Genomic DNA, 21,812 nt, shown 5'->3' with positions numbered 1-21,812 from the left:
AAGGGCGATCGGATGACATGAACATCAACATCCGATCGCCCTGAACTGTGGCCCTCCGGTGCGGCGCTGTCCAGTGCGGCGCAGGGGCTCTCCTCGCGCGCTACGCGCCGAAGGCCTTCGACTTCCCCTTCACCGGCTTCGCGCCCGCGAGGAGATGCGCCGGGACCAGGTCCCGGGCCGGCTCGCTGTACCCGACCGAGACGATCTTGTCGCCGCGGTACGTGAACGAGGTCAGCGAGGCCAGCGTGCACTGCCGGCGCCGCGGGTCGTGCCAGAGCCGCCGCTTCTCCACGAAGCTCCGGACGATCCAGATCGGCAGCTGATGGCTGACGCAGACCGCCTCGTGCCCGCGGGCCGCGTCCTTCGCCGCGTCCAGCGCGCCCATCATCCGCACGACCTGCTCGACGTACGGCTCGCCCCAGGACGGCTGGAACGGGTTGGTGAGGTGCTTCCAGTTCGCCGGCTTGCGCAGCGCCCCGTCACCGACACCGAAGGTCTTGCCCTCGAAGACGTTCTCCGCCTCGATCAGCCGCTCGTCACTGGCCAGATCGAGACCGTGCGTCTTCGCGACCGGCGTCGCCGTCTCCTGCGCCCGCTCCAGCGGGGACGCCACGACGTACGTGATGTCGCGGCCGGCCAGGTGCTCGGCGACCCGGTCCGCCATCTGCCGGCCCAGCTCGGAGAGGTGGTAGCCGGCGCGGCGCCCGTACAGCACACCGTCGGGGTTGTGGACCTCGCCGTGGCGCATCAGGTGGACGACGGTGATGTCCTGATCGCGGGTGTTCTCGCTCATGCCGTGGCCTCCGCGGCGGCGCGGGCCGCGCCCGGCAGGGCGGCCGCGATGCGCTCGATCGCCCGCTCGTCGTGCGCGGTCGACACGAACCAGGACTCGAACGCGGACGGCGGCAGGTACACGCCGTCGGCCAGCATCGAGTGGAAGAAGGCGTTGAAGCGGAACGCCTCCTGCTTCTTCGCGTCGTCGTAGTTCCGCACCTCGTCCTCGGTGAAGAACACCGAGAACATGTTGGAGGCGGTCTGCAGCCGGTGCGCCACGCCCTCCTTGGCCAGCGCGCCCGTGACCAGGCCCTGGATCTCCTTCGAGACCGCGTTCACCTTGTCGTACGCGGCCTCGTCGAGCAGCCGCAGCTGCGCGAGGCCGGCGGCGGTGGCGACCGGGTTACCGGAGAGGGTGCCCGCCTGGTAGACCGGACCGGCCGGCGCCAGGTGCCCCATGACGTCCGCGCGGCCACCGAACGCGGCCGCCGGGAAGCCGCCGCCCATGACCTTGCCGAAGGTCATCAGGTCGGGCTTCACGCCGTCGACGCCGTACCAGCCGGCCCGGCTCGTACGGAAACCGGTCATCACCTCGTCGGAGATGTACAGCGCGCCGTTCTCCCGGCACAGGTCCGCGAGCCCCTGGTTGAAGCCGGCCACCGGCGGGACGACGCCCATGTTGCCCGGCGAGGCCTCGGTGATCACACAGGCGATCTCGCCCGGGTGCGCGGCGAACGCCGCCCGCACCGCGTCCAGGTCGTTGTACGGCAGCACGATCGTGTCACCGGCCTGCGCGCCGGTCACACCGGGCGTGTCCGGGAGGCCGAAGGTCGCCAGACCGGAACCGGCCGCGGCGAGCAGCGCGTCCACGTGGCCGTGGTAGCAGCCCGCGAACTTCACGACCTTCGCCCGCCCGGTGAACCCGCGGGCGAGCCGGATCGCGGACATGGTCGCCTCGGTGCCCGAGGAGACCAGACGCACCTGCTCGACCGGCTCGATCCGGGCCACGATCTCCTCGCCGAGCGCGACCTCGCCCTCACCGGGCGTGCCGAAGGAGGTGCCGCGCGCCACGGCCGCCTGCACCGCGGCGGTGACCTCGGGGTGCGCATGGCCGAGAATCATCGGCCCCCACGAGCAGACCAGGTCGACGTACTCACGACCGTCCGCGTCGGTGAGGTACGGACCGGAACCGGACACCATGAACCGGGGCGTTCCGCCCACGGCCCGGAAGGCACGCACCGGTGAGTTCACGCCGCCGGGCGTCACGAGGGAAGCGCGGTCGAAAAGCGTCTGTGAGACTGGGGCTTCGTATGAATACGGCACTGTGATCCTGACCTGCGAGAACGACTTCGGGCACGACATCGGGAACGGAAAGACGGCGGTGAGCATCCTGTCTGTTACGCCGAGGCGCTCCCCGTCCGCGTCTGCGAAACTGGGGCGTCATAGGGATGGCTCACGGAATCCATGGTGTCAGAGGCCACGGCGTTCTTGCGGACAGGTGTTTCACCGTACGAACGCGGGGGAGGTCACTGACACGATGATCGGGTTGCGCGGCGGGGTCGTGTTGCCGAGAAAAAGCAGTCGGGTGGAGATATGCATCGCGGTGGCGGACCGGGCGAGGGGACGGGCGACCTGGGTCCGGAGTCTGCCCGGCGGGGGAGGCACCGGCGCCGGCGTGCGGAGGAACCCACCGCCGCGGAGGGCCGGCCCAAGCCGGAGCCCGCTGCGGAACCACCCCCTGCGACCGGGGGCCGGAGCTTGGGGGTGACGTACAAGTACTTCGGCGCGCCCAACAGCGCCACGGCGGCCCAGGTCCCGATCTCGATGCGCCCCGAGGAGCTCGGCGGGGACGAGCTCGGCATGGGCGGCATGTTCACCAAGATCAAGCCCGAGACGATAGCGGCCATGGTCCTGACCGGCATCCAGGGCATGCCCCTGCACAAGGTGCCGCCCCTTGAGCTGGTGGTGCTCCACCCCGACTACGCGGTGGTGAAGCTGCCGATGACCGTGGTCGACCCGCTGCGCGGGATCGGCGAGGAGTCGGTCGGCGCGGCCGCCTTCATCTGGTCGACGGTCCCGGACCGCGGCGGCCCGCGCGACGCCTTCGACGTCTACCAGCTCCTCCACGAGTGGCAGGACTTCTCGGTCCGCCTCCACGAGGCGGGACACCAGCCGTACTGTCTGGTCTGGCCCTGAGCCCTGACATGGGGTTCTACCGGCGCGCGGTCGATCCCGCGCGCTCGGCGGCCAGCTCGCGGGCGGAGGCGAGCCGGTAGGGGACGTCGATGATCACGACGTTCTTCATGAACAGCAGCCGGGTCTTCAGACGCAGCGCGCTCTGGTTGTGCAGCGGCTGCTCCCACCAGCGCCCCACCACGTATTCGGGGATGACCACCGAGATCGCCGATTCCCCCGTGCGCTCGGGCGCGTCCCGGATGTGCCGCATGACGGGCTGGACGATCGAGCGGTACGGGGAGCTGAGCACCCGCAGCGGTACGTCGATGCCGTGCGCCTCCCAGGTCGCGCGGAGCACCTCCGCCTCCGCCGGGTCCTCGGCGACGGTGACGGCGGTGAGCGAGTCGGGGCGCAGGGTCTTCGCGTACGACAGCGCCCGCAGGCTCGGCGCGTTGACGGAGGCCACGAGGACGAGGACGTGGTTCGCGGCGAGGGTGTGGGGCCGGTCGCCCGGGGCCACGGCGACCTCGGCGGCGACGGTGTCGTAGTGCCGCCGCACCCCCTTCATGCCGGCGTAGAGCACGGGCATCGCGATGACGACCAGCCAGGCGCCGTGGGTGAACTTGGTGATGAGGACGATGACGAGGACGACCGCCGTCAGGCAGGCGCCGAAGGCGTTGATCGCGAGGCGGCGCCGGATGGTGTGACGGTCGGCGGCCCCGGCGGGCGTGGCTCGGGCCGGCGTGGCTCGGGCCGGCGTGGCTCGGGCCGGCGTGGCTCGGGTCGGCGTGACTCGGGCCACCGTGGCTCCGGCGGGCGTGGCGAGTTCTCGCCGCCAGTGCTTGACCATGCCGGCCTGGGAAAGGGTGAAGGAGACGAAGACGCCGATGATGTACAGCTGGATGAGGCGGGTCAGCTGCGCGTCGAAGGCCACGATCAGGGCGATCGCGGCGAGCGCGAGGAGGACGATGCCGTTGGAGTAGACGAGCCGGTCGCCGCGGTGGACGAGCTGCCGGGGTGCGTAGCGGTCCCGGCCGAGGACCGAGGCGAGCATCGGGAAGCCGTTGAAGGCGGTGTTGGCCGCCAGGACCAGGACGCCCGCGGTGACGGCCTGGAGCGCGTAGAAGAGGACGTGCCAGTCGCCGAAGGTGGCCCGGCCGATCTGCGCGAGCGCGGTGGACATCGGGGTGCCGGGAGGCAGTCCGAGCTCCGTGGGGTCCTCCGCGACGTGGACCTCGTAGACCATGGCGAGCACCGTGATCCCGAAGAACATGGTCGCGGAGAGCACGCCCATGATCGCGAGCGTCATGGCCGCGTTGCGGCTCTTGGGCTTCGCGAAGGCGGGGACGCCGTTGCTGACGGCCTCGACGCCGGTCAGCGCGGTGCAGCCGGAGGCGAAGGCCCGCAGGGCGAGCAGCACGAGCGCGATCCCCGAGTAGGTGGAGACCTTCTCCACGGGCAGGTCCGCGGACTCGGCGCGGATCGTCGCGCCGGTCGCCATGCGCACGGCCGCCACGGCGAACATCAGGTAGATGACGGCGATGAAGGCGTAGGTGGGGACGGCGAACCAGCGCCCCGACTCACGGACCCCGCGCAGGTTCATCCAGGCGAGCAGGGCGACGAAGAACACCGACAGGGCCACGGCGTGCCCGTCGAGCGAGGGGACGGCGGAGGTGATGGCGGCGACTCCGGAGACGACGGAGACGGCGACGGTCATCACGTAGTCGATGAGCAGCGCGGAGGCGGCGGTGAGTGCCGCCCGCTGCCCGAGGTTCTCGGCGGAGACGACATAGGCCCCGCCGCCGCCCGGGTAGGCGTAGCAGGTCTGCCGGTAGGAGGCGACGACGACCAGGAGCAGGACGACGATGCCGACCGCCGCGTACCAGGCCAGATGGAGCACGGCGAGGCCGCCGAGAGCCAGGACGAGGAGGATCTCCTCGGTGGCGTAGGCGACCGAGGAGAGCGGGTCGCTGCAGAAGATCGGGAGGGCGACCCGCTTGGGCAGCAGGGTCTCGCCCAGCCGTCCGCTGTCCAACGGACGACCTACCAGCAGGCGTTTCGCCGCACTTCCAGCTCTCATAAGTGCTGAAGTTAGGACGAATGGTATGTAATGCGCGGAAGCCGCGCCCTGCGGAAGGACCTGACGCGTGAGCGGAGTACGTATGACCGGCCGGCCGATGCAGATCGGCGAGGTCGCCGCACGGACCGAACTGCCGCTGCGGACCATCCGGCAGTACGAGGACAGCGGTCTGGTCGTACCGTCCGCGGCCTCGCCGGGCGGCTTCCCCCTCTACACGGACGCGGACGTGTCCCGGCTGATGGTGGTCCGCCGGATGAAGCCGCTCGGTTTCAGCCTCGACGAGACCCGCGAACTCCTCACGGCCGTGGACCGGCTGTCCGCCGACCGCCCGGGCACGGCCACCGAACTCGAACCGGGCGAGCGGGCGGCCCTGGTGGCCCGCGTCGGCCGCTACGAGGCGGCCGCGGCGGAGCGGGTCGCCGAACTGCGCGCCCAGCTGGCCCGCGCCGAGGAGTTCGCCGCCTCCCTCCGCACGCGGCTCGGCGCCGCTTAGGGCAGCGCCTCGCGGCTCGGGCCAGCGCCTCCGCGGCTCAGGCCAGCGCTTCGCGGCGCAGGTCAACGCCCTGCGGCTCAGGCCAGTACCCCGCGGCTCGGGCCAGCGCCTCGCCGCCCAGGCCAGCGCCTCATGGCTCAGGTCAGCGTCTCCGCGGCTCAGGTCAGTGCCTCCGTGAGGACGCGGAAGAAGCGGGCGTACGCGGCGGGGCTGGGCGGGGTCTCGGGGCTCCAGGGCGTCAGCCGGACCCCCGCGGGGAGCTCGTACGGCGGGGTCGCGTGCTCCCGCTCGTCGAAGAGGACCAGGCCGGGGCGGAGCTCGACCGCCCGGTCCCAGTCGCCGGTGAGCCAGTTGGCGCCGGGCCCGGGGCCGGGGTCGAGCAGCCGGACGCCGAGACCGGCGAGGTGCGCGAGCTCGGGCCAGGCCTGCGGACGGGCCAGGTGCACCTGCTCGGGCCCGGCCCCGGAGAGCGCGAGCACGCCGAGCCCGGACCGGGCGGCGACACCCCGGAGCGCGGCCTCGGCGGAGGCCAGTTCGCGGGCGGCTTCCCGGTCCGCCACAGGGTCCGCCCCGAGCGTGGCGGCCAGCGCGGCGAATCGGCCGAGGATGGCCGGCAGGGCGAGCTCGTTGCCGACGGACAGCGCGACGAGCGGAACCCCGAGCCGCTCGGCAAGTGCCTCGTCGAGCGCGTACGGGCTCTTGCCGTCGTACGTCACGTCGACGACCACGTCCGGGCGCAGTTCCCGCAGCAGCCCCTCGTCCAGCGCGCGCCCCGGCCCGACGTACGGCACACCGGCCGCCGCGAGCCCGCCCGACTTGGCCGGATCGAGCCCCTCACCGTCGTGCCCGGAGCCGTACACCGCGACCGGCACCACCCCCAGGTCGAGCAGTGCCGCACCCGCCCGCACATACGCGACCACCCGCAGCGGCACGCGGGCCGCCCCCAGCTCCGTACCTCTGTCGTCCGTGAATCCCCATGCCTGCGCTCCGGACATGCGGCTGCTCCCTCCCCGGCCGGAATCTCCCTCGCCCGTCACCTTGGAGGCGTTCCCGGGTCCGCACAAGAGGGCCTTCGAGGCGGTGCGGTCCGGGACTTCGGTCCCCGGCCCCCCTGCCGAAAGACCCCCAGGGTGGTGTTAACTGAACGGGTCGGGAGGAAGTAGTAGGAATCGCCGGTGCCGTCGTGCACGCGTGCGCCACCCGCCGGGGCGCGCCGGACACGGGCGGCCCTCAGGCCCCTGGAGTGAGCCATGTCCTTGCCCGGCCAGTTCTCGGACCCCCGTGTGATCACGCTCTTCGGCCTGCTCGCCGTCTCGACGGTGGTGTGGCTGACGCTGAACCTGCGCGCCCGGGCCGCCGCTCGCCGCGAGCCGGAGGGCACCCCGCTGGAGCGCGTCTGGCATCCGCAGGAGTCGGTGGAACTGACGCCCGCGGAGGAGCACGCCTTCGGCCAGGTCGTCTCCCGACTCACCCTGGGCCAGCCGGGCCGCCTGCGCTGACGGGCTGCGACCGCGGCCGGGCGGTGTCAGTGCGCTGCCCTACCGTACGGACATGACTGACGACACCTCGCGGGTACGCCTCGAAGCTTGGTCCGAGGAGGACGCGGGCCTGCTGCGCGCGCTGAACGCACCGGAGCTGATGGACCACCTCGGCGGCCCGGAGACCGAGGAGCAGCTCGTCCGGCGGCACCGGCGGTACGTGGACCTGAGCGCCGACGACACGGGCGCGGGGCGCATGTTCCGGATCGTGCTGCTGCCGGAGGAGGCCGTGGTGGGCAGCATCGGTTTCTGGGCGCGGACCTGGGAGGGCGAGCCGGTGTACGAGACGGGGTGGGCGGTGCTGCCGGGCTTCCAGGGCCGGGGGGTGGCCACGTCCGCCACGCGCGCGGTGATCGCCGAGGCCCGGGCCGCGGGGCTGCACCGCCGGCTGCACGCGTTCCCGTCGGCGGACAACGCCGCGTCGAACGCGGTGTGCCGCAAGGCCGGGTTCGAGCTGCTCGGCGAGCGGGACTTCGAGTACCCGCCGGGGCGCCCGATGAGCTGCAACGACTGGCGCTTCGACCTCTAGCCGGCGTCCGGGGCGGTGAGCGGCCGGGTGAAGTGGAAGGCCACGATGTCGAAGCGCTCGCGCAGATAGAAGCGGTGGGCGCCGGTGCGGTGGGTGCCGGAGTCCAGGTTGAGCTCATGGCAGCCGGCCGCGCGGGCGTGGCCCTCCAGGTGGGCGATGAGCGCGTGCCCGACGCCGGTGGAGCGGTCGGCGGCGCCGGTCACCAGGTCGTCCACGTAGAGCTTGCGCAGCGAACTGGTGTTGTTGATGATCCGCCACCCGGCCGCACCGACACAGCGGCCTTCGTCCGTGTAGGCGGCACTGAACCGCAGCCCCTCGGGGTGCCCGGCCTCGTAGACCTCGCGGAAGAGGTCCGGGGTGAGGTGGGGGCGGAGCTCGGAGAGGACGGGCAGGAGATCGCTCTCCAGCCGGGGGTCGCCGGGCGCGAGGTCGATGATCTTCATGCGGGGACCGTACCCCAGGTTTTTTCAGGGTTGACGAGCAAGGCGGAGTCACGGATATTTATCTGCACAGCGCAGATGATGCGCAACGCAGTTATCCGAAGGGAATTTCGATGACCGTTCTCGTCACCGGCAGCCGTGGCCGCGTCGCTTCGACCCTGCTCGGCCTTCTCGACGCCGCGGGCGTCAAGGCCAGGGCCGGCTCCAAGAACCCCACGGACCTGTCCCCACCGCCGCACGTGGACACCGTGCGCTGCGACCTCTCGGACCCGGCGACCTTCGAAGCCGCCCTGAAGGGCGTCGACTCGGTCTTCCTGTACGCCGAGGCCGCGCACGTCGGCGCGTTCGCCGACCGGGCCCGCGCGGCCGGCGTCGAGCACATCGCCCTGCTCTCCTCCAGCTCCGTCCTCGACCCGGACGCCGCCGAGAACCCGATCGCGGCCTCCCACCTCGCGGCCGAGCGCGCCCTGTCTGCCGCCGCGGAATCCGGCGCCTTCGAGGCCACGCACCTCCGGCCGGGCGCCTTCGCCACCAACGCCCTGCAGTGGGCGGGGGCGCTCAAGGCCGGTCAGGGACCGGCCCTGCCGTACCCGCACGCCTACGGCGACCCGATCCACGAGCGCGATGTCGCCGAGGCCGCCTTCGCGGTACTCACCGAGCCCCGACTGCGCGGCTCCTCGTACGTGCTGACGGGCCCGGAGTCGCTGGACTTCACGGAGCAGCTGGCGATCCTGGCCGAGGTGACGGGCCGCCCCGCGCCGTACACGACGGTCACCCCGGAGGAGTGGAAGAAGTCGGTCGCCCCCTTCATCCCGGAGCCGTTCGCGGACGCCCTCCTCTCCTACTGGTCCTCCCACGACGGCCGCCCGACCCCCCTGACCAGAACGGTCGAGACCCTGTGCGGCCACCCGGCCCGCACCTTCACCACCTGGGCACAGGACCACGCGCGGACCTTCCGTCCCTGACCGTCGCGGGCCGAATTCCCTGGCCCCCCACCGGCGCCCGATGCCATCCTGTCCCCGTGAACGGACCGGAGATCCAGATCAGCTTCGCCCCCGGCCTGCGCCTCTTCGTCTCGGCGGAGCGGCGCGCGGGCCACACCCCCCTGACCACCGACGGCACCTCCTCACTCGGGCACGTCGTGGAGTCGCTGGGCGTGCCGCTCACGGAGGCCGGGCGGCTCCTGGTCGACGGCCGGCCCGTGGACGCCTCGCACATCCCCTCCGCGGGCGAGACCGTGGACGTGGAGGACGTCGTCCGCCCGCAGCCGGCACCGGCCGGCGCACCCCTCCGGTTCCTGCTCGACGTGCACCTCGGCACGCTGGCCCGGCGGCTGCGACTGCTCGGCGTGGACGCGGCGTACGAGAGCGAGGACATCGGCGACCCGGCCCTCGCCGCGCTCTCCGCGCGCGAGCGGCGCGTGATGCTCTCGAGGGACCGCGGCCTGCTGCGCCGCCGGGAACTGTGGGCGGGAGCCTATGTCTACAGCGACCGGCCGGAGGATCAGCTCCGGGACGTACTGGAGCGGTTCGCGCCGCCACTCGCGCCGTGGACCCGCTGCACGGCGTGCAACGGGGAGCTGAGCGACGCCGACAAGGACACGGTGCGCGAGCAGCTGGAGCAGGGCACGGAGAAGACCTACGACGTGTTCGCGCAGTGCGTGGAGTGCGGCAGGGTCTACTGGCGCGGCGCCCACCACGCGCGCCTGGAGGCGATCGTCTCGGACGCGGTACGAGAGTTCGGCGAGCCGGCGACCCGTTAGGCCGTGTCAGGCGTCGCGGGCCAGGCGGGACTTTCCGGACACGGCCCAGGGCCCGCCCGCCCCTTCGCGTCGGATCAGGCCCTGGGGGCCACCGGTCCCACCCCCGCACGAAGGTCAGTCCAGGTCACCGCCCCGGAGCCGCTCGATCTGCGCGGCGCTGACCTCGACGGTGCGCCGCATATGGGCGATGAGCAGTGCGAGCTCGGCGTCGCTGTAGACGTCGAACATCGTGCCCCAGGTGCTGTTGAGCTTCCGCCAGAGGCCGCCGAGCTCCGCCATCCGCTCGGGGACGAGCGCCACGAGGACCCGGCGGCGGTCCTCGGTGGAGCGCTCGCGGGTCACGTAACCGGAGCGTTCGAGCCGGTCGACGAGCCGGGTCGCGGAGCCGGTGGTGAGCCCGGTCAGCTCGGCGACGCGCCCGGTGGTCACCGGCCCTTCCTCCAGGCTGAGGAGGTTCAGGCACTGCACATCGGTCGGGTGGAGCCCCAGGTGGTCGGCGACGGCCTGGTTGAACAGGGCGTAGGCGGCCATGTAGCGGCGGGCCTCCCCGTACAGCTCGGTCATGAGCGCCTCGCGCCGCACGGAACTCTTCTGCGTCATGCAGAGATTGTACGGTTCAGGCACCGCGCGGTCACGCCCCGGGCCGGGACGGTTCAGGGCGCCTCGGCGGTCAGATAGCGCTGCACGGTGGGCCCCAGCCAGGCGACGACGTCCTCGGTGGACATCTCGACGACCGGCGGCAGGCGCAGCACATAGCGTGCGAACGCCATGCCCAGGATCTGGGAGGCGACGAGCGCCGCCCGTCGGGGGGCGTCCGCCGGATCGGGGCAGACGCTCCGGGCGATCGGCCCGACCTGCCGGGCGAAGATCTCCTGCATGCGCGCGGCCCCGGCCTCGTTGGTGACGCCCACCCGCAGCATCGCGGTGAGCACGTCGTCGCGCTCCCAGCGCTCCAGGAAGTGCGCGACCAGGACGGCCCCGATGTGCCGCGCGGGCAGCGCCCCCAGATCGGGCAGGCCGATCTCGACCTCGGAGGCGGCGGCGAAGAGCCCCTCCTTGTTGCCGTAGTAGCGCATCACCATCGACGGGTCGATCCCGGCGTCGCGGGCGATGGCCCGGATGGTGGCGCGCTCGTACCCGTCGGAGGCGAAGCGCTCGCGCGCGGCCTCCAGGATGGCGGCCCGGGTGGCGTCGGAGCGGCGGACGGTCGTCATATCAACAACTGTAGGCCAACGGGCGTTGACACACCATCCGGGCCGCCCTACCGTTACCAACAAGCGTTGACCAACAACCGTTGGCCAACACTTGTGGGCAAACGATCGCGGGCACCCCGGAGGCAGCCATGAGCACCAGCACCACGGACACCGACGTACTCGTCATCGGCGCGGGGCCCACCGGCCTCCTGCTCGCCGGCGACCTCGCCACCGCAGGCATCGACGTCACCCTCGTCGAGCGCCGCCCCCACGGCCTCGGCAACATGACCCGCGCCTTCGGCGTCCACGCCCGCACCCTGGAGCAGCTCGACGCCCGCGGTCTCGCGGACGAACTCCTCACCACCGGCACCACGCTCACCACGGCCCGGCTCTTCGGCCGCCTCGACCTGGACCTGACCCGCCTGCCCAGCCGCTTCAACCACCTCCTCGTCACCCCGCAGTACGAGGTCGAGCGCCTCCTCGAGCGCCGGGCGGTCGCGGCGGGCGTCACCTTCCGGTACGGCACGGAGCTGCGCGGACTGCGCCAGGACGCCGCCGGCGTCACCGCGGAGCTCGCCGACCCCGACGGCACCCCGCTCACCCTCCGCGCCCAGTACCTCGTCGGCACGGACGGCCACCGCAGCTCCGTCCGCACCGCCCTCGGCCTGCCCTTCCCCGGCCACTCCGTGATCCGCTCCATCGTCCTCGCCGACGTCCGCCTCGCCGAGCAGCCCGACGACTCGTTCAGCGTCCGCGGCTCCGGAGACAGCTTCGCCTTCCTCGCCCCCTTCGGCGACGGCTGGTACCGCGTCATGGGCTGGACCCGCACCCGCCAGGTCGCCGACAGCGAGCCCGTCGACCTCGACGAGGTCCGCGAGATCGCCCGCAAAGCCCTCGGCACCGACTACGGCATGCACGACCCCCGCTGGATCTCCCGCTTCCACAGCGACGAGCGCCAGGCCCCCGCCTACCGCGTCGGCCGCGCCTTCCTCGCCGGAGACGCCGCCCATGTCCACTCCCCCGCCGGCGGCCAGGGCATGAACACCGGCCTCCAGGACGCCGCCAACCTCTCCTGGAAGCTCACCGCCGCACTCCGCGGCGAGGCACCCGACCCCGAGGCCCTCCTCGACAGCTACCAGTCCGAGCGCCACCCCGTGGGCGCCATGGTGCTCCGCAGCAGCGGCGCGATCGTCCGCCTCGCGATGGCCCACACCCCGCTCACCCGCGCCACCCGCTCCCTCGCCGCCCGCTTCCTGAACGCGGTCCGACCCGCCTCGGCCCGCGCCATGGGCATGCTCAGCGGCATCGGCATCTCCTACGCCCCCGCACCGGGCGCCGGCCGCCCCTCGGGCCGCCGCGCCCCCGACGTGCAGCTGCGCGAAGGACGGCTCTACGAACTGCTCCGCCGGGGCGAGTTCGTCCTGGTCACCCCGGAGGGAGCGACCCCGGCGCTGCCGACGACGGCCCCCGTCACCCCGAAGCACCTGGTACGAGCCACCTGGACGGACCCGGCGAAGACCGCGGTGGCACTGATCCGCCCCGACGGCTACGTCCACTGGGCAACCCGCTGAACGACTCAGAAGACGTAGGGATCCCCGGTGGCCAGCACCAGCACACGATGCCGGTCGTTCCGCGGATTGCGGTCGGCGATCCCGTCGCGCCAGGCCGTGGAGATCTCGACCGTCATCTCGTCCGGGAGGGCCGCGGTCCGCAGGTCGAGCGCCAGCTCACCGGTACCCCCCGCGGCCCGGAGCGCACCCGTCCGGCAGGACACCACCCGGTCACTGCTCCACAGACAGGCCGGCGGCAGCTCCTGGCCGCCCGCCATCGGCGCGGAGAAGGCGAGCCGGACCGTCGCCTGGGAGACATCGGAGGGCCCGTGGTTCTCACTGACCAGCCAGACACCGACCCGCCCGTCCCAGAGGGAGATCTGACCGTGATGGGACAGATCCGCCTCGACCCCGGCCACCGGCCCGACAGCACCGGCGCTCACACCGGCACCCAGCACCGTCACGGCCGCGAGAACGACCCCGAAGACACCCTTCCGCAATCCACACATAACCCCAAAATACCGACAGTCGATAACATCTTCTGACAACTCATCAGCCCGCGTGTCCCATGGCACCCTGCCCCCATGTCGATCGCCCGCTCCATCGCCCTGTTCGTCCTCGCCGCCCTCTTCGAGATCGGCGGCGCCTGGCTCGTCTGGCAAGGCGTCCGGGAACACCGCGGCTGGATCTGGATCGGCACGGGAGTCCTCGCCCTCGGCATCTACGGCTTCGTCGCCACCCTCCAGCCCGACGCCGAGTTCGGCCGCGTCCTCGCCGCCTACGGCGGAGTCTTCGTCGCCGGCTCCCTCGCCTGGGGCATGGCCGCCGACGGCTACCGCCCCGACCGCTGGGACGTCATCGGCGCCCTGATCTGCATCGCCGGCATGGCCGTGATCATGTACGCCCCGCGAGGCCGCTGACCACGGCCCGCCTATCCTGACCGGGCGATCCACCCGCAATCGACCACACGCGCGAGGAGCACGTCATGACTGCCGCCGGCACCCCCATCGCCGTCATCACCGGAGCGAGCAGCGGAATCGGCGCCGCCACCGCCCGGCAGCTGGCCGCCGCCGGCTACCGAGTGGTCCTCACCGCCCGCCGCAAGGACCGCATCGAGGCCCTCGCCGCCGAGATCAACGAAGCCGGCCACCAGGCCACCGCCTACGCCCTCGACGTCACCGACCGCGCCGCCGTCGACGACTTCGCCACCGCCTTCCGCACCCTCGCCGTCCTGGTCAACAACGCCGGCGGCGCCCTCGGCGCCGACCCCGTCGCCACCGGCGACCCCGAGGACTGGCGCCGGATGTACGAGGTCAACGTCCTCGGCACCCTCCACATGACCCAGGCCCTGCTGCCCGCCCTCACGGCGAGCGGCGACGGCACGGTGGTCGTCCTCTCCTCCACCGCCGGCCACTCCACCTACGAGGGCGGCGCCGGCTACGTCGCCGCCAAGAACGGCGCCCGCGTCCTCGCCGAAACCCTCCGCCTGGAGATCGTCGGCACCCCGGTCCGCGTCATCGAGATCGCCCCCGGCATGGTCAAGACCGACGAGTTCGCCACGACCCGCTTCGGCGGCGACACGGAGAAGGCGGCCAAGGTCTACGCGGGCGTCGCCGAGCCCCTCACCGCGGACGACGTGGCCGACACCATCACCTGGGCCTGCACCCGCCCCCCACACGTCAACATCGACCTCCTGGTCGTCCGCCCCCGCGCCCAGGCCTCCAACACCAAGGTCCACCGCGAGCTGTAACACGACCGGGTGAACCACCCAGAACACCCCACGCCGCGCCGCCCTTCATGGACCTGGAGAACGCCGAGTACGCCTACATGTTCGGCTTTCTTCAAGCCGACGGGCACCTCAGCGAGCAGACGCGTCAGAGGGGTCGGCTGAGCGTCGAACTCAACGCGCGGGACATCCACATCCTCCGCGAATTCCAGCGCCTGACCCCCTACAACAGCAGCATCAGGGAACGCACCCGGTCCACCAACTTCTCGACGAGCCACCACTCGGCCACCTGGGCCCTGTCCGCGCTGGAAGCACGCACCATCCTCAACCAGCTCGGTCTGCCTTACGGCAGGAAGTCAAAGAAGATCACGCCACCCCGCGTGCCCTTCTCCCGCCGTGACTACCTCCGCGGCGTGATCGATGCGGACGGCTCGGTCGGCTTCACCGGCCAAGGCCTCCCGTTCGTCTCTCTCACCACAGCAAGCACCGCTATCGGCGCGTACCTGTGCCACTACGCAAAGAACGTCACCGGCGCCGAACGTCAAATCAAGCGGAACGCACGTGACGGGATCTACAACATCCTGTACACCACGGAGGCGGCCGTTCAGCTGGCCGCGCACCTCTACTACCCCGGCTGCATCGCCCTGGAGCGCAAGAACAGTTCCGCCCGTTCCCTCGCCGACTGGGTACGTCCGCCCGAGATGAAGGTTCGACCCCCGCGGAAGCCTTGGACCGCCGAAGCAGACCGCATCCTGCTCGCGGCACCCACTCTGGCTCACGCGGCCGCGGAACTGGGCCGCTCCCAGAGCAGCTGCCAGGTGCGACGTTGGCGCCTGGTCAACGGCATCGAGAGCTAGACCATTGACGAAAGGCCCCCGGCACGATGTGTCGGGGGCCTTGCCGTTCTCCGTTTCTCGGGCGTCAGCCCTTCACACAGATGACCTGCTTCAGCTTGGCGACGACCTCCACCAGATCCCGCTGCTGCTCCATCACCTTCTCGATCGACTTGTAGGCACCCGGGATCTCGTCCACGACGCCGGAGTCCTTCCGGCACTCCACGCCCCGCGTCTGCTCCTCCAGGTCCCTCGTCGAGAAGCGCCGCTTCGCCGCGCTCCGGCTCATCTTCCGGCCGGCTCCGTGCGAGGCGGAGTTGAACGACGCCGCGTTCCCCAGGCCCTTCACGATGTACGAGCCCGTGCCCATCGAGCCGGGGATGATCCCGAACTCTCCGGAGCCCGCCCGGATCGCACCCTTCCGCGTGACCAGCATGTCCATGCCCTCGTACCGCTCCTCCGCCACGTAGTTGTGGTGGCAGGAGATCACCGGCTCGAAGGCCACCTTCGCCTTGCGGAACTCCCGACGGATGACCTCCTGGAAGAGCGCCATCATGATCGCGCGGTTGTACTTCGCATACTCTTGCGCCCAGAACAGGTCGTTCCGATACGCCGCCATCTGCGGAGTGTCCGCGACGAACACCGCCAGGTCGCGGTCCACAAGACCCTGATTATGCGGCAGCTTCTGGGCTTCACCGATGTGAAACTCGGCGAGCTCCTTGCCGATGTTGCGCGAACCAGAGTGCAACATGAGCCACACACAGCCCTGCATATCTATGCAGACTTCCGTAAAGTGATTCCCCGATCCGAGGGTCCCCATCTGCTTCTCGGCCCGCTCCCGGCGGAACTTCACCGGATCAGCGACCGTGTCGAACCGCGACCACAGGTCGCCGAACCCCGCCGTGGGGAACTGGTAGAGCCGCCCCGGGTCCACCATCTCCCTGTGCATCCCCCGGCCCACCGGGATCGCCTGCTCGATCTTCGACCGCAGCCGCGAAAGGTCACCCGGCAGGTCGTTCGCCGTCAGGGACGTCTTGACCGCCGACATCCCGCAGCCGATGTCCACACCGACCGCCGCCGGACAGACCGCACCCTGCATCGCGATCACCGAACCGACGGTCGCGCCCTTGCCGTAGTGCACGTCCGGCATCACGGCGAGGCCCTTGATCCACGGCAGCGTCGCCACGTTCTGCAGCTGCTGCATGGCGCCGCCCTCCACCGAGGCGGGGTCGGCCCACATCCTGATCGGTACTTTCGCGCCCGGCACCTCAACGTACGACATACTTCCTCGATTCCCCCGAAAAGTCTGATAACGCAAAAACCGGAGCCAAAGCCCGTACAGGTGACAGCGGACCGGCATCAACAGCTGCGTGTGCGATAGACATTGTGTCCACCGGCCGGGTTCGCGCGGCAAACAGTTTTCGGGAAAGACTTCGGGTGAAGGGAGCCTGGGACCGTGCAGCGAAAGAGGTACGCACCCGGTCGCACCGGGTCCGCGGCTCGCACCGCCGTCGTCCTCGCACTCGGCCTGGGCCTGGGGGCCGGTCTCACCGCGTGCTCCGCCGGCGCCCCTGCGGACGACGTCGCCGTCGACGCCAAGGCCGGCCAGGCCGCCGCCCCCGTCGCGCCGCCCGGCCGCTACCGCACCCTCTTCGAGCCCTGTGGCGCCGTATCGCAGGCCACCCTCAAGGACCTGCTCCCGGGCGCCGCCGCGCTGCCCGACCCCGAGCGCGAGCAGGCGTACCGGGGCGTCGCGGCGGTCACGTACGACACCGACCGGCGTGTCGGCTGCACCTGGAAGGCCGACACCCCGGACGCCTCGCACCGGCTCTCCCTGGACATCGAGCGGGTGGTGTCGTACGACGCGGCCGTCAGCGACGACGACCGGGCGCAGGAGGTGTACGTCCGCAAGCAGCTGGCGGCGGGCATCCCGGTGCCGGCCACGGCCATGCCCACGGCCTCGCCGACCCCCACGGGAACGCCCTCCGCGACGGGTAAGCCCACCGCGGCCACCAGCGCGGCCACCTCGGCCACCACCGCGCCGAGCAAGCCGCCCACGGGCTCCCCCGACCCCGCCACCACCGGCCTGGAACCCCGCGTCCTCGACGGCCTCGGGGAGGTCGCGTACGTCGACGACGTGCTCAGCACGGTCGGCGCGAGCAGTCATCAGCGTGCCGTCAGCGTGGTGTTCCGCACATCGAATGTGATCGTGACGGTCTCCTACCGGGAGCAGACCACGGGTTCCACCGAGGCTCCGGACAGCGCGGAACTGCAGGAAAAGGCCCGGAATCTGGCCCGGCAGCTCGCGGAGCGGCTGGAGGAGTAGCCGTTCGCATCCGCTCCGTGAGCGGAGGGCGACCACGTAACGTGTCGGCCGGACCGTACGACAAGCGACTGAAGGAACCATGCAGCGATCAGCTCAGCGAACGCGACTCTCCCGCATACTCGCCTGCGCCGCCGTCCCGGTGATGCTCGTCGCCGCGGGGTGCTCCTCGGACTCCGGTGAATCGGGCAAGAAGGAGGGCGGGGGGCAGGACAAGACGTCGGCGTCGGCGTCCGCGACGCCTTCGCCGTCGCAGTCGACGAAGGCGGTCGAGCCGGCGAAGTTCGCGAAGCTGCCCGAGGTCTGCAAGGCGATCTCCGCGAAGACGACGGCGTCGCTCGTGCCGAAGGCGAAGACGAAGAACGGCACGCCGGCCCAGTCCAGTGACCTGACCAGCCGTGGTGGCTGCTCGTGGAACGGTCTGGACGACAAGGGCGTGAAGGGTTCGCAGTACCGCTGGCTGGACGTGTCGTTCTACCGGTACGACTCCGATGCGGCGCTGGGCAGCGGCCAGGAGCGTGCGCAGGAGAACCTCGCGAAGGAGCTCGCGAAGGTCCAGGGGACCGAGGGCGCGAAGAAGCTCCGCACGTTCACGGCTTCGGGCATCGGCGACGAGGCGAAGACGGTCACGTACCAGCTGAAGAAGACGAACGAGGACTTCGTGTACGCGTCGATCGTGGCGCGTACGGGCAATGTGCTGGTTCTGCTGTCGTACAACGGTGCCGGTTACGCGGGCGCCGACGCTCCTTCGGAGCGGACCATTGTGGACGGCGCGGCCAAGGCGGCCAAGGAGGCGGTCGCGGCGGTCGCGGCAGCCAACAAGTAGTCACAAAACAGCACAGACTGATCGGTTCGTGTGGAGCCCGTCCCTCCCCCGAGGGCCGGGCTTCGCGCACATGTGCCAGTCTGTGCGCGCCGGATGTCGATTGACGGGAGGGGATCGCGGGTGGCCGCGATGCAGCTGACACGCACACACCGAATACTCATCGGCCTCGTCATCGGCGGCGCGCTGATCATCGCGGGGATCGGTTTCGCGGGTTCGTACGCCGCCGTGCGCGAGCTCGCTCTGCAGAAGGGCTTCGGTACCTTCTCGTACTTCTTCCCGATCGGCATCGACGCGGGCATCTGTGTGCTGCTCGCTCTGGATCTGCTGCTGACCTGGCTGCGGATCCCGTTCCCGCTGTTGCGCCAGACGGCCTGGGTGCTGACGGCGGCGACGATCGCGTTCAACGGTGCGGCGGCCTGGCCGGACCCGCTGGGTGTGGGCATGCACGCGGTGATCCCGGTGCTGTTCGTGGTGGCCGTGGAGGCTGCGCGGCACGCCGTGGGGCGGATCGCGGACATCACGGCCGACAAGCACATGGAGGGCGTGCGGATCACTCGCTGGCTGCTGTCGCCGGTGCCGACGTTCCGGTTGTGGCGGCGGATGAAGCTGTGGGAGCTGCGTTCGTACGAGCAGGTCATCAAGCTGGAGCAGGAGCGGCTGATCTATCAGGCTCGGCTGCAGGCGCGTTTCGGGCGGGGGTGGCGGCGCAAGGCTCCGGTGGAGGCGTTGATGCCGCTGCGTCTGGCCCGGTACGGGGTGCCGCTGGCGGAGACGTCTCCGGCGGGTCTGGCCGCGGCGGGTATCGAGCCGGCGGTCCTTCCTGCGGAGCCCCTGTCCCCGTCCCAGCTTCAGCAGGTCGCGCCTGCGCTGCCCCAGCCGGCGGCGCTGCCGGCGCAGGCGCGGGTTCCGGTCGAGGGCCAGGCGCAGGTGCCGCACCAGGCGCAGGCCCCGGTCCCGGTGGGGCCGCACGGGCCGGTGGGGCCGCAGGGGCCCGTTGGGCCGATGGGGCCGCAGCAGGGGCCGGTGAATCACGAGAGCCACTGGTTCGACGCCTCGCAGGTCACCGCGGAGTCGTACGAGGGCAGCTACAACCCGCAGATCGTGGAGGGCCTGGAGCCCATGCCGGTCCCGGTCCCGCAGGGGCCGGAGGACGTGCCTCCGGCGGGTCCGGAGGAGTTCGTGGAGTACCCGGAGTACGTGGAGCAGCCGGAGCCGCGGAACGACGAGTTCGAGGACGTCGTCTACAAGGTCATGAGTTCGTACGTGCTGGAGCACGAGCGGTTCCCGGCCGAGGCCGAGCTGGCGCGGCTGGTGGCCGAGCAGTACGGCCTGCCGGAGTTCCCGGCGTCCGACATCGATCTGCTGCGGCAGGCGGTGCCGGCCGCGCAGGAGCGGGTCCAGCAGGCGAGGGCCGACGTGGACACCCCGTAGGGCGTGTGTGACATGTGAGAGGGGCCGCCACCCGGATCCGGGTGGCGGCCCCTCTCACATGCCCAGGTCGGCGGCTCAGGCGCCGAGCAGCTTGCGCACCCGCTCGGCCCCCACCGCGAGCAGCAGCGTCGGCAGACGCGGGCCGGACCCCTCCCCCCACGCCGCCCTCGCACCGCTCGGCCCCAGGGGGCCTCTCGGGCTTCGACCAGCTGCGCCGGACTCCGTCCGCCGACCTGTGGCCTGGCCCCGAACCTCCGGTGCTACGCGCCGAGCAGCTTGCGCACCCGCTCGGCCCCCACCGCGAGCAGCAGCGTCGGCAGACGCGGGCCGGTCTCGCGGCTGACGAGGAGCTTGTAGAGCAGGGCGAAGAAGGCTCGCTGGGCGAGCTTCAGCTCGGGCGTGGGCTTGGCCTCGGGGTCGAGGCCGGCCATGATCTTCGGGACGCCGTAGACGAGGGTGGTGAGCCCGTCGAGCGACCAGTGGGTGTCGAGGCCGTCCAGGAGGAGGCGGAGCGACTCGCGGCCTTCGTCGTCGAGGGAGCCGAGGAGTTCGGTGTCGGGCTCGTCGCGGACGATGGTGCGCTGGTCGGCCGGGACCTGGTTGGTGATCCAGTTCTCGGCGCGGTCGAGGCGCGGCCGGACCTCGTCGAGGGTGGTGACGGGGTTCTCGGGGTCGAGTTCGGTCAGGATCCGCAGGGTCTGCTCGTCGTGTCCGGCCGTGATGTCCATGACCGAGGCGAGCGTGCGGTACGGGAGCGGGCGCGGGGTGCGCGGCAGCTCACCGGCGGCCGTGCGGGCGGCACGGGCGTGCGCCGCCGCGTCCGCCGGCAGGACGGAGCCGTCGGCGACCTTGGCCTCCAGCTTGTCCCACTCGTCGTAGAGCCGCTGGATCTCCTGGTCGAAGGCGATCTTGAAGGACTGGTTGGGCCTGCGGCGGGCGTAGAGCCAGCGCAGGAGCTGGGGCTCCATGATCTTCAGCGCGTCGGCCGCGGTGGGCACGCCGCCCTTCGAGGAGGACATCTTGGCCATGCCGCTGATGCCGACGAAGGCGTACATGGGGCCGATGGGCTGGACGCCGTCGAAGATGCGGACGATCTGGCCGCCGACCTGGAAGGACGAGCCGGGCGAGGAGTGGTCGACGCCGGAGGGCTCGAAGATGACGCCCTCGTAGGCCCAGCGCATGGGCCAGTCGACCTTCCACACCAGCTTGCCGCGGTTGAACTCGCTGAGCTTGACGGTCTCGGCGAAGCCGCAGCTGGTGCAGGTGTAGGCCAGCTCGGTGGTCTCGTCGTCGTACGAGGTGACCGTCGTCAGGTCCTTCTCGCACCGGCCGCAGTACGGCTTGTACGGGAAGTAGCCCGAGGCGCCGCCGGAGCCGTCGTCCTCGGCGGCGGCGCCGGAGCCTTCCTCGGCCTCCAGCTCGGCCTCGTCGAGGGGCTTCTGGGACTGCTTCTTCGGGGCCTTCTTCGTCCGGTACTGGTCGAGGATGGCGTCGATGTCGCCGCGGTGCTTCATGGCGTGCAGGATCTGCTCGCGGTAGGTGCCCGCCGTGTACTGCTCGGTCTGGCTGATCGGGTCGTACTCGACGCCCAGCTCGGCGAGGGACTCGACCATGGCGGCCTTGAAGTGCTCGGCCCAGTTCGGGTGGGGCGAGCCGGCGGGGGCCGGGACGGAGGTCAGCGGCTTGCCGATGTGCTCGGCCCAGGACGCGTCGATGCCCTCGATGCCGTTGGGCACCTTGCGGTAGCGGTCGTAGTCGTCCCAGGAGATGAGGTGCCGGACCTCGTACCCGCGGCGGCGGATCTCGTCGGCGACCAGGTGCGGGGTCATGACCTCGCGGAGGTTGCCGAGGTGGATCGGGCCGGAGGGGGAGAGGCCGGAGGCGACGACGACCGGTTTGCCAGGCGCACGTCGCTCCGACTCGGCGATGACCTCGTCCGCGAAACGGGAGACCCAGTCGGTCTCGGTGCTGCTCTGAGCCACGGTCGGTACGTCCTTCTTCCTGAGGGGTGCTGCCTGACAAGCTCTACGTGAGCCATTCTCCCAGACGGAACGACACTCTCCGAGGTTGTCCACAGGCGGGGAAATCACGTTGCGCCGCCATGGGACACTTGACAAGCGATTTAGACCCATCGATCTC

Annotated in this window: 23 protein-coding genes; 13 read left to right on the top strand and 10 right to left on the bottom strand. The window is 71.2% G+C overall.

Annotation, left to right across the window (positions count from 1 at the left end):
* Positions 1-100: 100 nt before the first annotated feature.
* Positions 101-793: a histidine phosphatase family protein gene (locus AC07AW_RS37890; protein ID WP_478819997.1), complete on the bottom strand. Its 693-nt coding sequence runs from the start codon at positions 791-793 to the stop codon at positions 101-103.
* Positions 790-2,136 (bottom strand): glutamate-1-semialdehyde 2,1-aminomutase, encoded by a 1,347-nt coding sequence (gene hemL, locus AC07AW_RS37885; RefSeq protein ID WP_478820067.1) that lies wholly within the window; start codon positions 2,134-2,136, stop codon positions 790-792. The genes AC07AW_RS37890 and hemL overlap by 4 nt, the downstream gene beginning before the upstream one ends.
* Before the next feature lie 231 nt (positions 2,137-2,367).
* On the opposite strand from hemL, the gene AC07AW_RS37880 reads away from it, so the two are divergent.
* Complete coding sequence (locus AC07AW_RS37880; protein ID WP_351189003.1) at positions 2,368-2,970, top strand: hypothetical protein; 603 nt, start codon at positions 2,368-2,370, stop codon at positions 2,968-2,970.
* Positions 2,971-2,986: 16 nt separating this feature from the next.
* Here AC07AW_RS37880 and AC07AW_RS37875 read toward each other — a convergent pair whose 3' ends face one another.
* The gene (locus AC07AW_RS37875; protein WP_478819996.1) at positions 2,987-5,029 is read right to left on the bottom strand and encodes an APC family permease; all 2,043 of its coding nucleotides are present in this window, start codon (positions 5,027-5,029) and stop codon (positions 2,987-2,989) included.
* 82 nt (positions 5,030-5,111) lie between these two features.
* Between AC07AW_RS37875 and AC07AW_RS37870 the strand changes: the two genes are divergently transcribed.
* A complete protein-coding gene (locus AC07AW_RS37870; RefSeq protein WP_478820066.1) occupies positions 5,112-5,522 on the top strand; it encodes a MerR family transcriptional regulator in 411 nt (136 codons plus the stop codon).
* Positions 5,523-5,680: 158 nt separating this feature from the next.
* On the opposite strand, the gene AC07AW_RS37865 is transcribed toward AC07AW_RS37870, so the two are convergent.
* Positions 5,681-6,517 carry a substrate-binding domain-containing protein gene (locus tag AC07AW_RS37865; protein ID WP_478819995.1) on the bottom strand — a complete coding sequence of 279 codons (837 nt, stop codon included), beginning with the start codon at positions 6,515-6,517 and terminating at the stop codon, positions 5,681-5,683.
* A gap of 255 nt (positions 6,518-6,772) precedes the next feature.
* Between AC07AW_RS37865 and AC07AW_RS37860 the strand changes: the two genes are divergently transcribed.
* Both AC07AW_RS37860 and AC07AW_RS37855 read left to right on the top strand, forming a co-directional pair.
* Positions 6,773-7,021, top strand: a complete 249-nt coding sequence (locus tag AC07AW_RS37860) for a hypothetical protein (RefSeq protein ID WP_478819994.1) — start codon at positions 6,773-6,775, stop codon at positions 7,019-7,021.
* 52 nt (positions 7,022-7,073) lie between these two features.
* Positions 7,074-7,589, top strand: coding sequence for a GNAT family N-acetyltransferase (locus AC07AW_RS37855; protein ID WP_478819993.1), 516 nt, complete (start codon positions 7,074-7,076; stop codon positions 7,587-7,589).
* Here the strand turns inward: AC07AW_RS37855 and AC07AW_RS37850 are convergent.
* The gene (locus tag AC07AW_RS37850) at positions 7,586-8,032 is read right to left on the bottom strand and encodes an N-acetyltransferase family protein (RefSeq protein ID WP_478819992.1); all 447 of its coding nucleotides are present in this window, start codon (positions 8,030-8,032) and stop codon (positions 7,586-7,588) included. The genes AC07AW_RS37855 and AC07AW_RS37850 overlap by 4 nt on opposite strands.
* 110 nt (positions 8,033-8,142) lie before the next feature.
* Here AC07AW_RS37850 and AC07AW_RS37845 point away from each other — a divergent pair, with 110 nt between their 5' ends.
* Together AC07AW_RS37845 and AC07AW_RS37840 are read left to right on the top strand one after the other, a co-directional pair.
* Positions 8,143-8,994 (top strand): NmrA family NAD(P)-binding protein, encoded by an 852-nt coding sequence (locus tag AC07AW_RS37845; protein ID WP_478819991.1) that lies wholly within the window; start codon positions 8,143-8,145, stop codon positions 8,992-8,994.
* Positions 8,995-9,050: 56 nt separating this feature from the next.
* Positions 9,051-9,791 carry a Mut7-C RNAse domain-containing protein gene (locus AC07AW_RS37840; RefSeq protein WP_478819990.1) on the top strand — a complete coding sequence of 247 codons (741 nt, stop codon included), beginning with the start codon at positions 9,051-9,053 and terminating at the stop codon, positions 9,789-9,791.
* Between the two features lie 114 nt (positions 9,792-9,905).
* Here AC07AW_RS37840 and AC07AW_RS37835 read toward each other — a convergent pair whose 3' ends face one another.
* A complete protein-coding gene (locus AC07AW_RS37835) occupies positions 9,906-10,391 on the bottom strand; it encodes a MarR family winged helix-turn-helix transcriptional regulator (RefSeq protein WP_478819989.1) in 486 nt (161 codons plus the stop codon).
* A gap of 53 nt (positions 10,392-10,444) precedes the next feature.
* A complete protein-coding gene (locus AC07AW_RS37830; protein ID WP_478819988.1) occupies positions 10,445-11,005 on the bottom strand; it encodes a TetR/AcrR family transcriptional regulator in 561 nt (186 codons plus the stop codon).
* 128 nt (positions 11,006-11,133) lie between these two features.
* On the opposite strand from AC07AW_RS37830, the gene AC07AW_RS37825 reads away from it, so the two are divergent.
* Positions 11,134-12,555, top strand: coding sequence for an FAD-dependent oxidoreductase (locus AC07AW_RS37825; RefSeq protein WP_478819987.1), 1,422 nt, complete (start codon positions 11,134-11,136; stop codon positions 12,553-12,555).
* Between the two features lie 5 nt (positions 12,556-12,560).
* Here the strand turns inward: AC07AW_RS37825 and AC07AW_RS37820 are convergent, their stop codons facing one another.
* Positions 12,561-12,977, bottom strand: a complete 417-nt coding sequence (locus AC07AW_RS37820) for a hypothetical protein (RefSeq protein WP_478819986.1) — start codon at positions 12,975-12,977, stop codon at positions 12,561-12,563.
* Between the two features lie 141 nt (positions 12,978-13,118).
* Here AC07AW_RS37820 and AC07AW_RS37815 point away from each other — a divergent pair, with 141 nt between their 5' ends.
* The 3 genes from AC07AW_RS37815 to AC07AW_RS37805 all read left to right on the top strand — a co-directional run bounded on the left by AC07AW_RS37815 (position 13,119) and on the right by AC07AW_RS37805 (position 15,117).
* Positions 13,119-13,454 carry a YnfA family protein gene (locus tag AC07AW_RS37815; RefSeq protein ID WP_478819985.1) on the top strand — a complete coding sequence of 112 codons (336 nt, stop codon included), beginning with the start codon at positions 13,119-13,121 and terminating at the stop codon, positions 13,452-13,454.
* A 65-nt stretch (positions 13,455-13,519) separates the two neighbouring features.
* A complete protein-coding gene (locus AC07AW_RS37810; RefSeq protein WP_392157686.1) occupies positions 13,520-14,284 on the top strand; it encodes an SDR family NAD(P)-dependent oxidoreductase in 765 nt (254 codons plus the stop codon).
* A 47-nt stretch (positions 14,285-14,331) separates the two neighbouring features.
* Positions 14,332-15,117: a hypothetical protein gene (locus AC07AW_RS37805; RefSeq protein ID WP_478819984.1), complete on the top strand. Its 786-nt coding sequence runs from the start codon at positions 14,332-14,334 to the stop codon at positions 15,115-15,117.
* 64 nt (positions 15,118-15,181) lie between these two features.
* On the opposite strand, the gene AC07AW_RS37800 is transcribed toward AC07AW_RS37805, so the two are convergent.
* On the bottom strand, positions 15,182-16,375 hold the full coding sequence (locus AC07AW_RS37800) for an RtcB family protein (RefSeq protein WP_478820065.1): 1,194 nt from the start codon (positions 16,373-16,375) through the stop codon (positions 15,182-15,184).
* Positions 16,376-16,549: 174 nt separating this feature from the next.
* Between AC07AW_RS37800 and AC07AW_RS37795 the strand changes: the two genes are divergently transcribed.
* From AC07AW_RS37795 to AC07AW_RS37785, 3 genes are all read left to right on the top strand, one after another.
* A complete protein-coding gene (locus AC07AW_RS37795) occupies positions 16,550-17,419 on the top strand; it encodes a DUF3558 domain-containing protein (protein ID WP_478819983.1) in 870 nt (289 codons plus the stop codon).
* 79 nt (positions 17,420-17,498) lie between these two features.
* Positions 17,499-18,242, top strand: a complete 744-nt coding sequence (locus AC07AW_RS37790) for a DUF3558 domain-containing protein (protein ID WP_478819982.1) — start codon at positions 17,499-17,501, stop codon at positions 18,240-18,242.
* Between the two features lie 120 nt (positions 18,243-18,362).
* Entirely contained in the window at positions 18,363-19,673 is a 1,311-nt protein-coding gene (locus AC07AW_RS37785) for a DUF2637 domain-containing protein (RefSeq protein ID WP_478819981.1), read from the top strand.
* Positions 19,674-19,933: 260 nt separating this feature from the next.
* Here AC07AW_RS37785 and lysS read toward each other — a convergent pair whose 3' ends face one another.
* Positions 19,934-21,655 carry a lysine--tRNA ligase gene (gene lysS, locus AC07AW_RS37780; RefSeq protein ID WP_478819980.1) on the bottom strand — a complete coding sequence of 574 codons (1,722 nt, stop codon included), beginning with the start codon at positions 21,653-21,655 and terminating at the stop codon, positions 19,934-19,936.
* Between the last annotated feature and the right edge of the window lie 157 nt (positions 21,656-21,812).

It is taken from the genome of Streptomyces sp. NPDC044003 (assembly GCF_056435185.1).
The sequence above is the reverse complement of the archived record's forward strand: the minus strand, read 5'-3'. Positions and strand labels throughout refer to the sequence as shown.

Coding starts and splice junctions, on each gene's coding strand:
- AC07AW_RS37890 (WP_478819997.1), bottom strand. CDS start 793: ATGAGCGAGAACACCCGCGATCAGGACATCACCGTCGTCCACCTGATG.
- hemL (WP_478820067.1), bottom strand. CDS start 2,136: ATGTCGTGCCCGAAGTCGTTCTCGCAGGTCAGGATCACAGTGCCGTAT.
- AC07AW_RS37880 (WP_351189003.1), top strand. CDS start 2,368: ATGCATCGCGGTGGCGGACCGGGCGAGGGGACGGGCGACCTGGGTCCG.
- AC07AW_RS37875 (WP_478819996.1), bottom strand. CDS start 5,029: ATGAGAGCTGGAAGTGCGGCGAAACGCCTGCTGGTAGGTCGTCCGTTG.
- AC07AW_RS37870 (WP_478820066.1), top strand. CDS start 5,112: ATGACCGGCCGGCCGATGCAGATCGGCGAGGTCGCCGCACGGACCGAA.
- AC07AW_RS37865 (WP_478819995.1), bottom strand. CDS start 6,517: ATGTCCGGAGCGCAGGCATGGGGATTCACGGACGACAGAGGTACGGAG.
- AC07AW_RS37860 (WP_478819994.1), top strand. CDS start 6,773: ATGTCCTTGCCCGGCCAGTTCTCGGACCCCCGTGTGATCACGCTCTTC.
- AC07AW_RS37855 (WP_478819993.1), top strand. CDS start 7,074: ATGACTGACGACACCTCGCGGGTACGCCTCGAAGCTTGGTCCGAGGAG.
- AC07AW_RS37850 (WP_478819992.1), bottom strand. CDS start 8,032: ATGAAGATCATCGACCTCGCGCCCGGCGACCCCCGGCTGGAGAGCGAT.
- AC07AW_RS37845 (WP_478819991.1), top strand. CDS start 8,143: ATGACCGTTCTCGTCACCGGCAGCCGTGGCCGCGTCGCTTCGACCCTG.
- AC07AW_RS37835 (WP_478819989.1), bottom strand. CDS start 10,391: ATGACGCAGAAGAGTTCCGTGCGGCGCGAGGCGCTCATGACCGAGCTG.
- AC07AW_RS37830 (WP_478819988.1), bottom strand. CDS start 11,005: ATGACGACCGTCCGCCGCTCCGACGCCACCCGGGCCGCCATCCTGGAG.
- AC07AW_RS37825 (WP_478819987.1), top strand. CDS start 11,134: ATGAGCACCAGCACCACGGACACCGACGTACTCGTCATCGGCGCGGGG.
- AC07AW_RS37815 (WP_478819985.1), top strand. CDS start 13,119: ATGTCGATCGCCCGCTCCATCGCCCTGTTCGTCCTCGCCGCCCTCTTC.
- AC07AW_RS37810 (WP_392157686.1), top strand. CDS start 13,520: ATGACTGCCGCCGGCACCCCCATCGCCGTCATCACCGGAGCGAGCAGC.
- AC07AW_RS37805 (WP_478819984.1), top strand. CDS start 14,332: ATGGACCTGGAGAACGCCGAGTACGCCTACATGTTCGGCTTTCTTCAA.
- AC07AW_RS37800 (WP_478820065.1), bottom strand. CDS start 16,375: ATGTCGTACGTTGAGGTGCCGGGCGCGAAAGTACCGATCAGGATGTGG.
- AC07AW_RS37790 (WP_478819982.1), top strand. CDS start 17,499: ATGCAGCGATCAGCTCAGCGAACGCGACTCTCCCGCATACTCGCCTGC.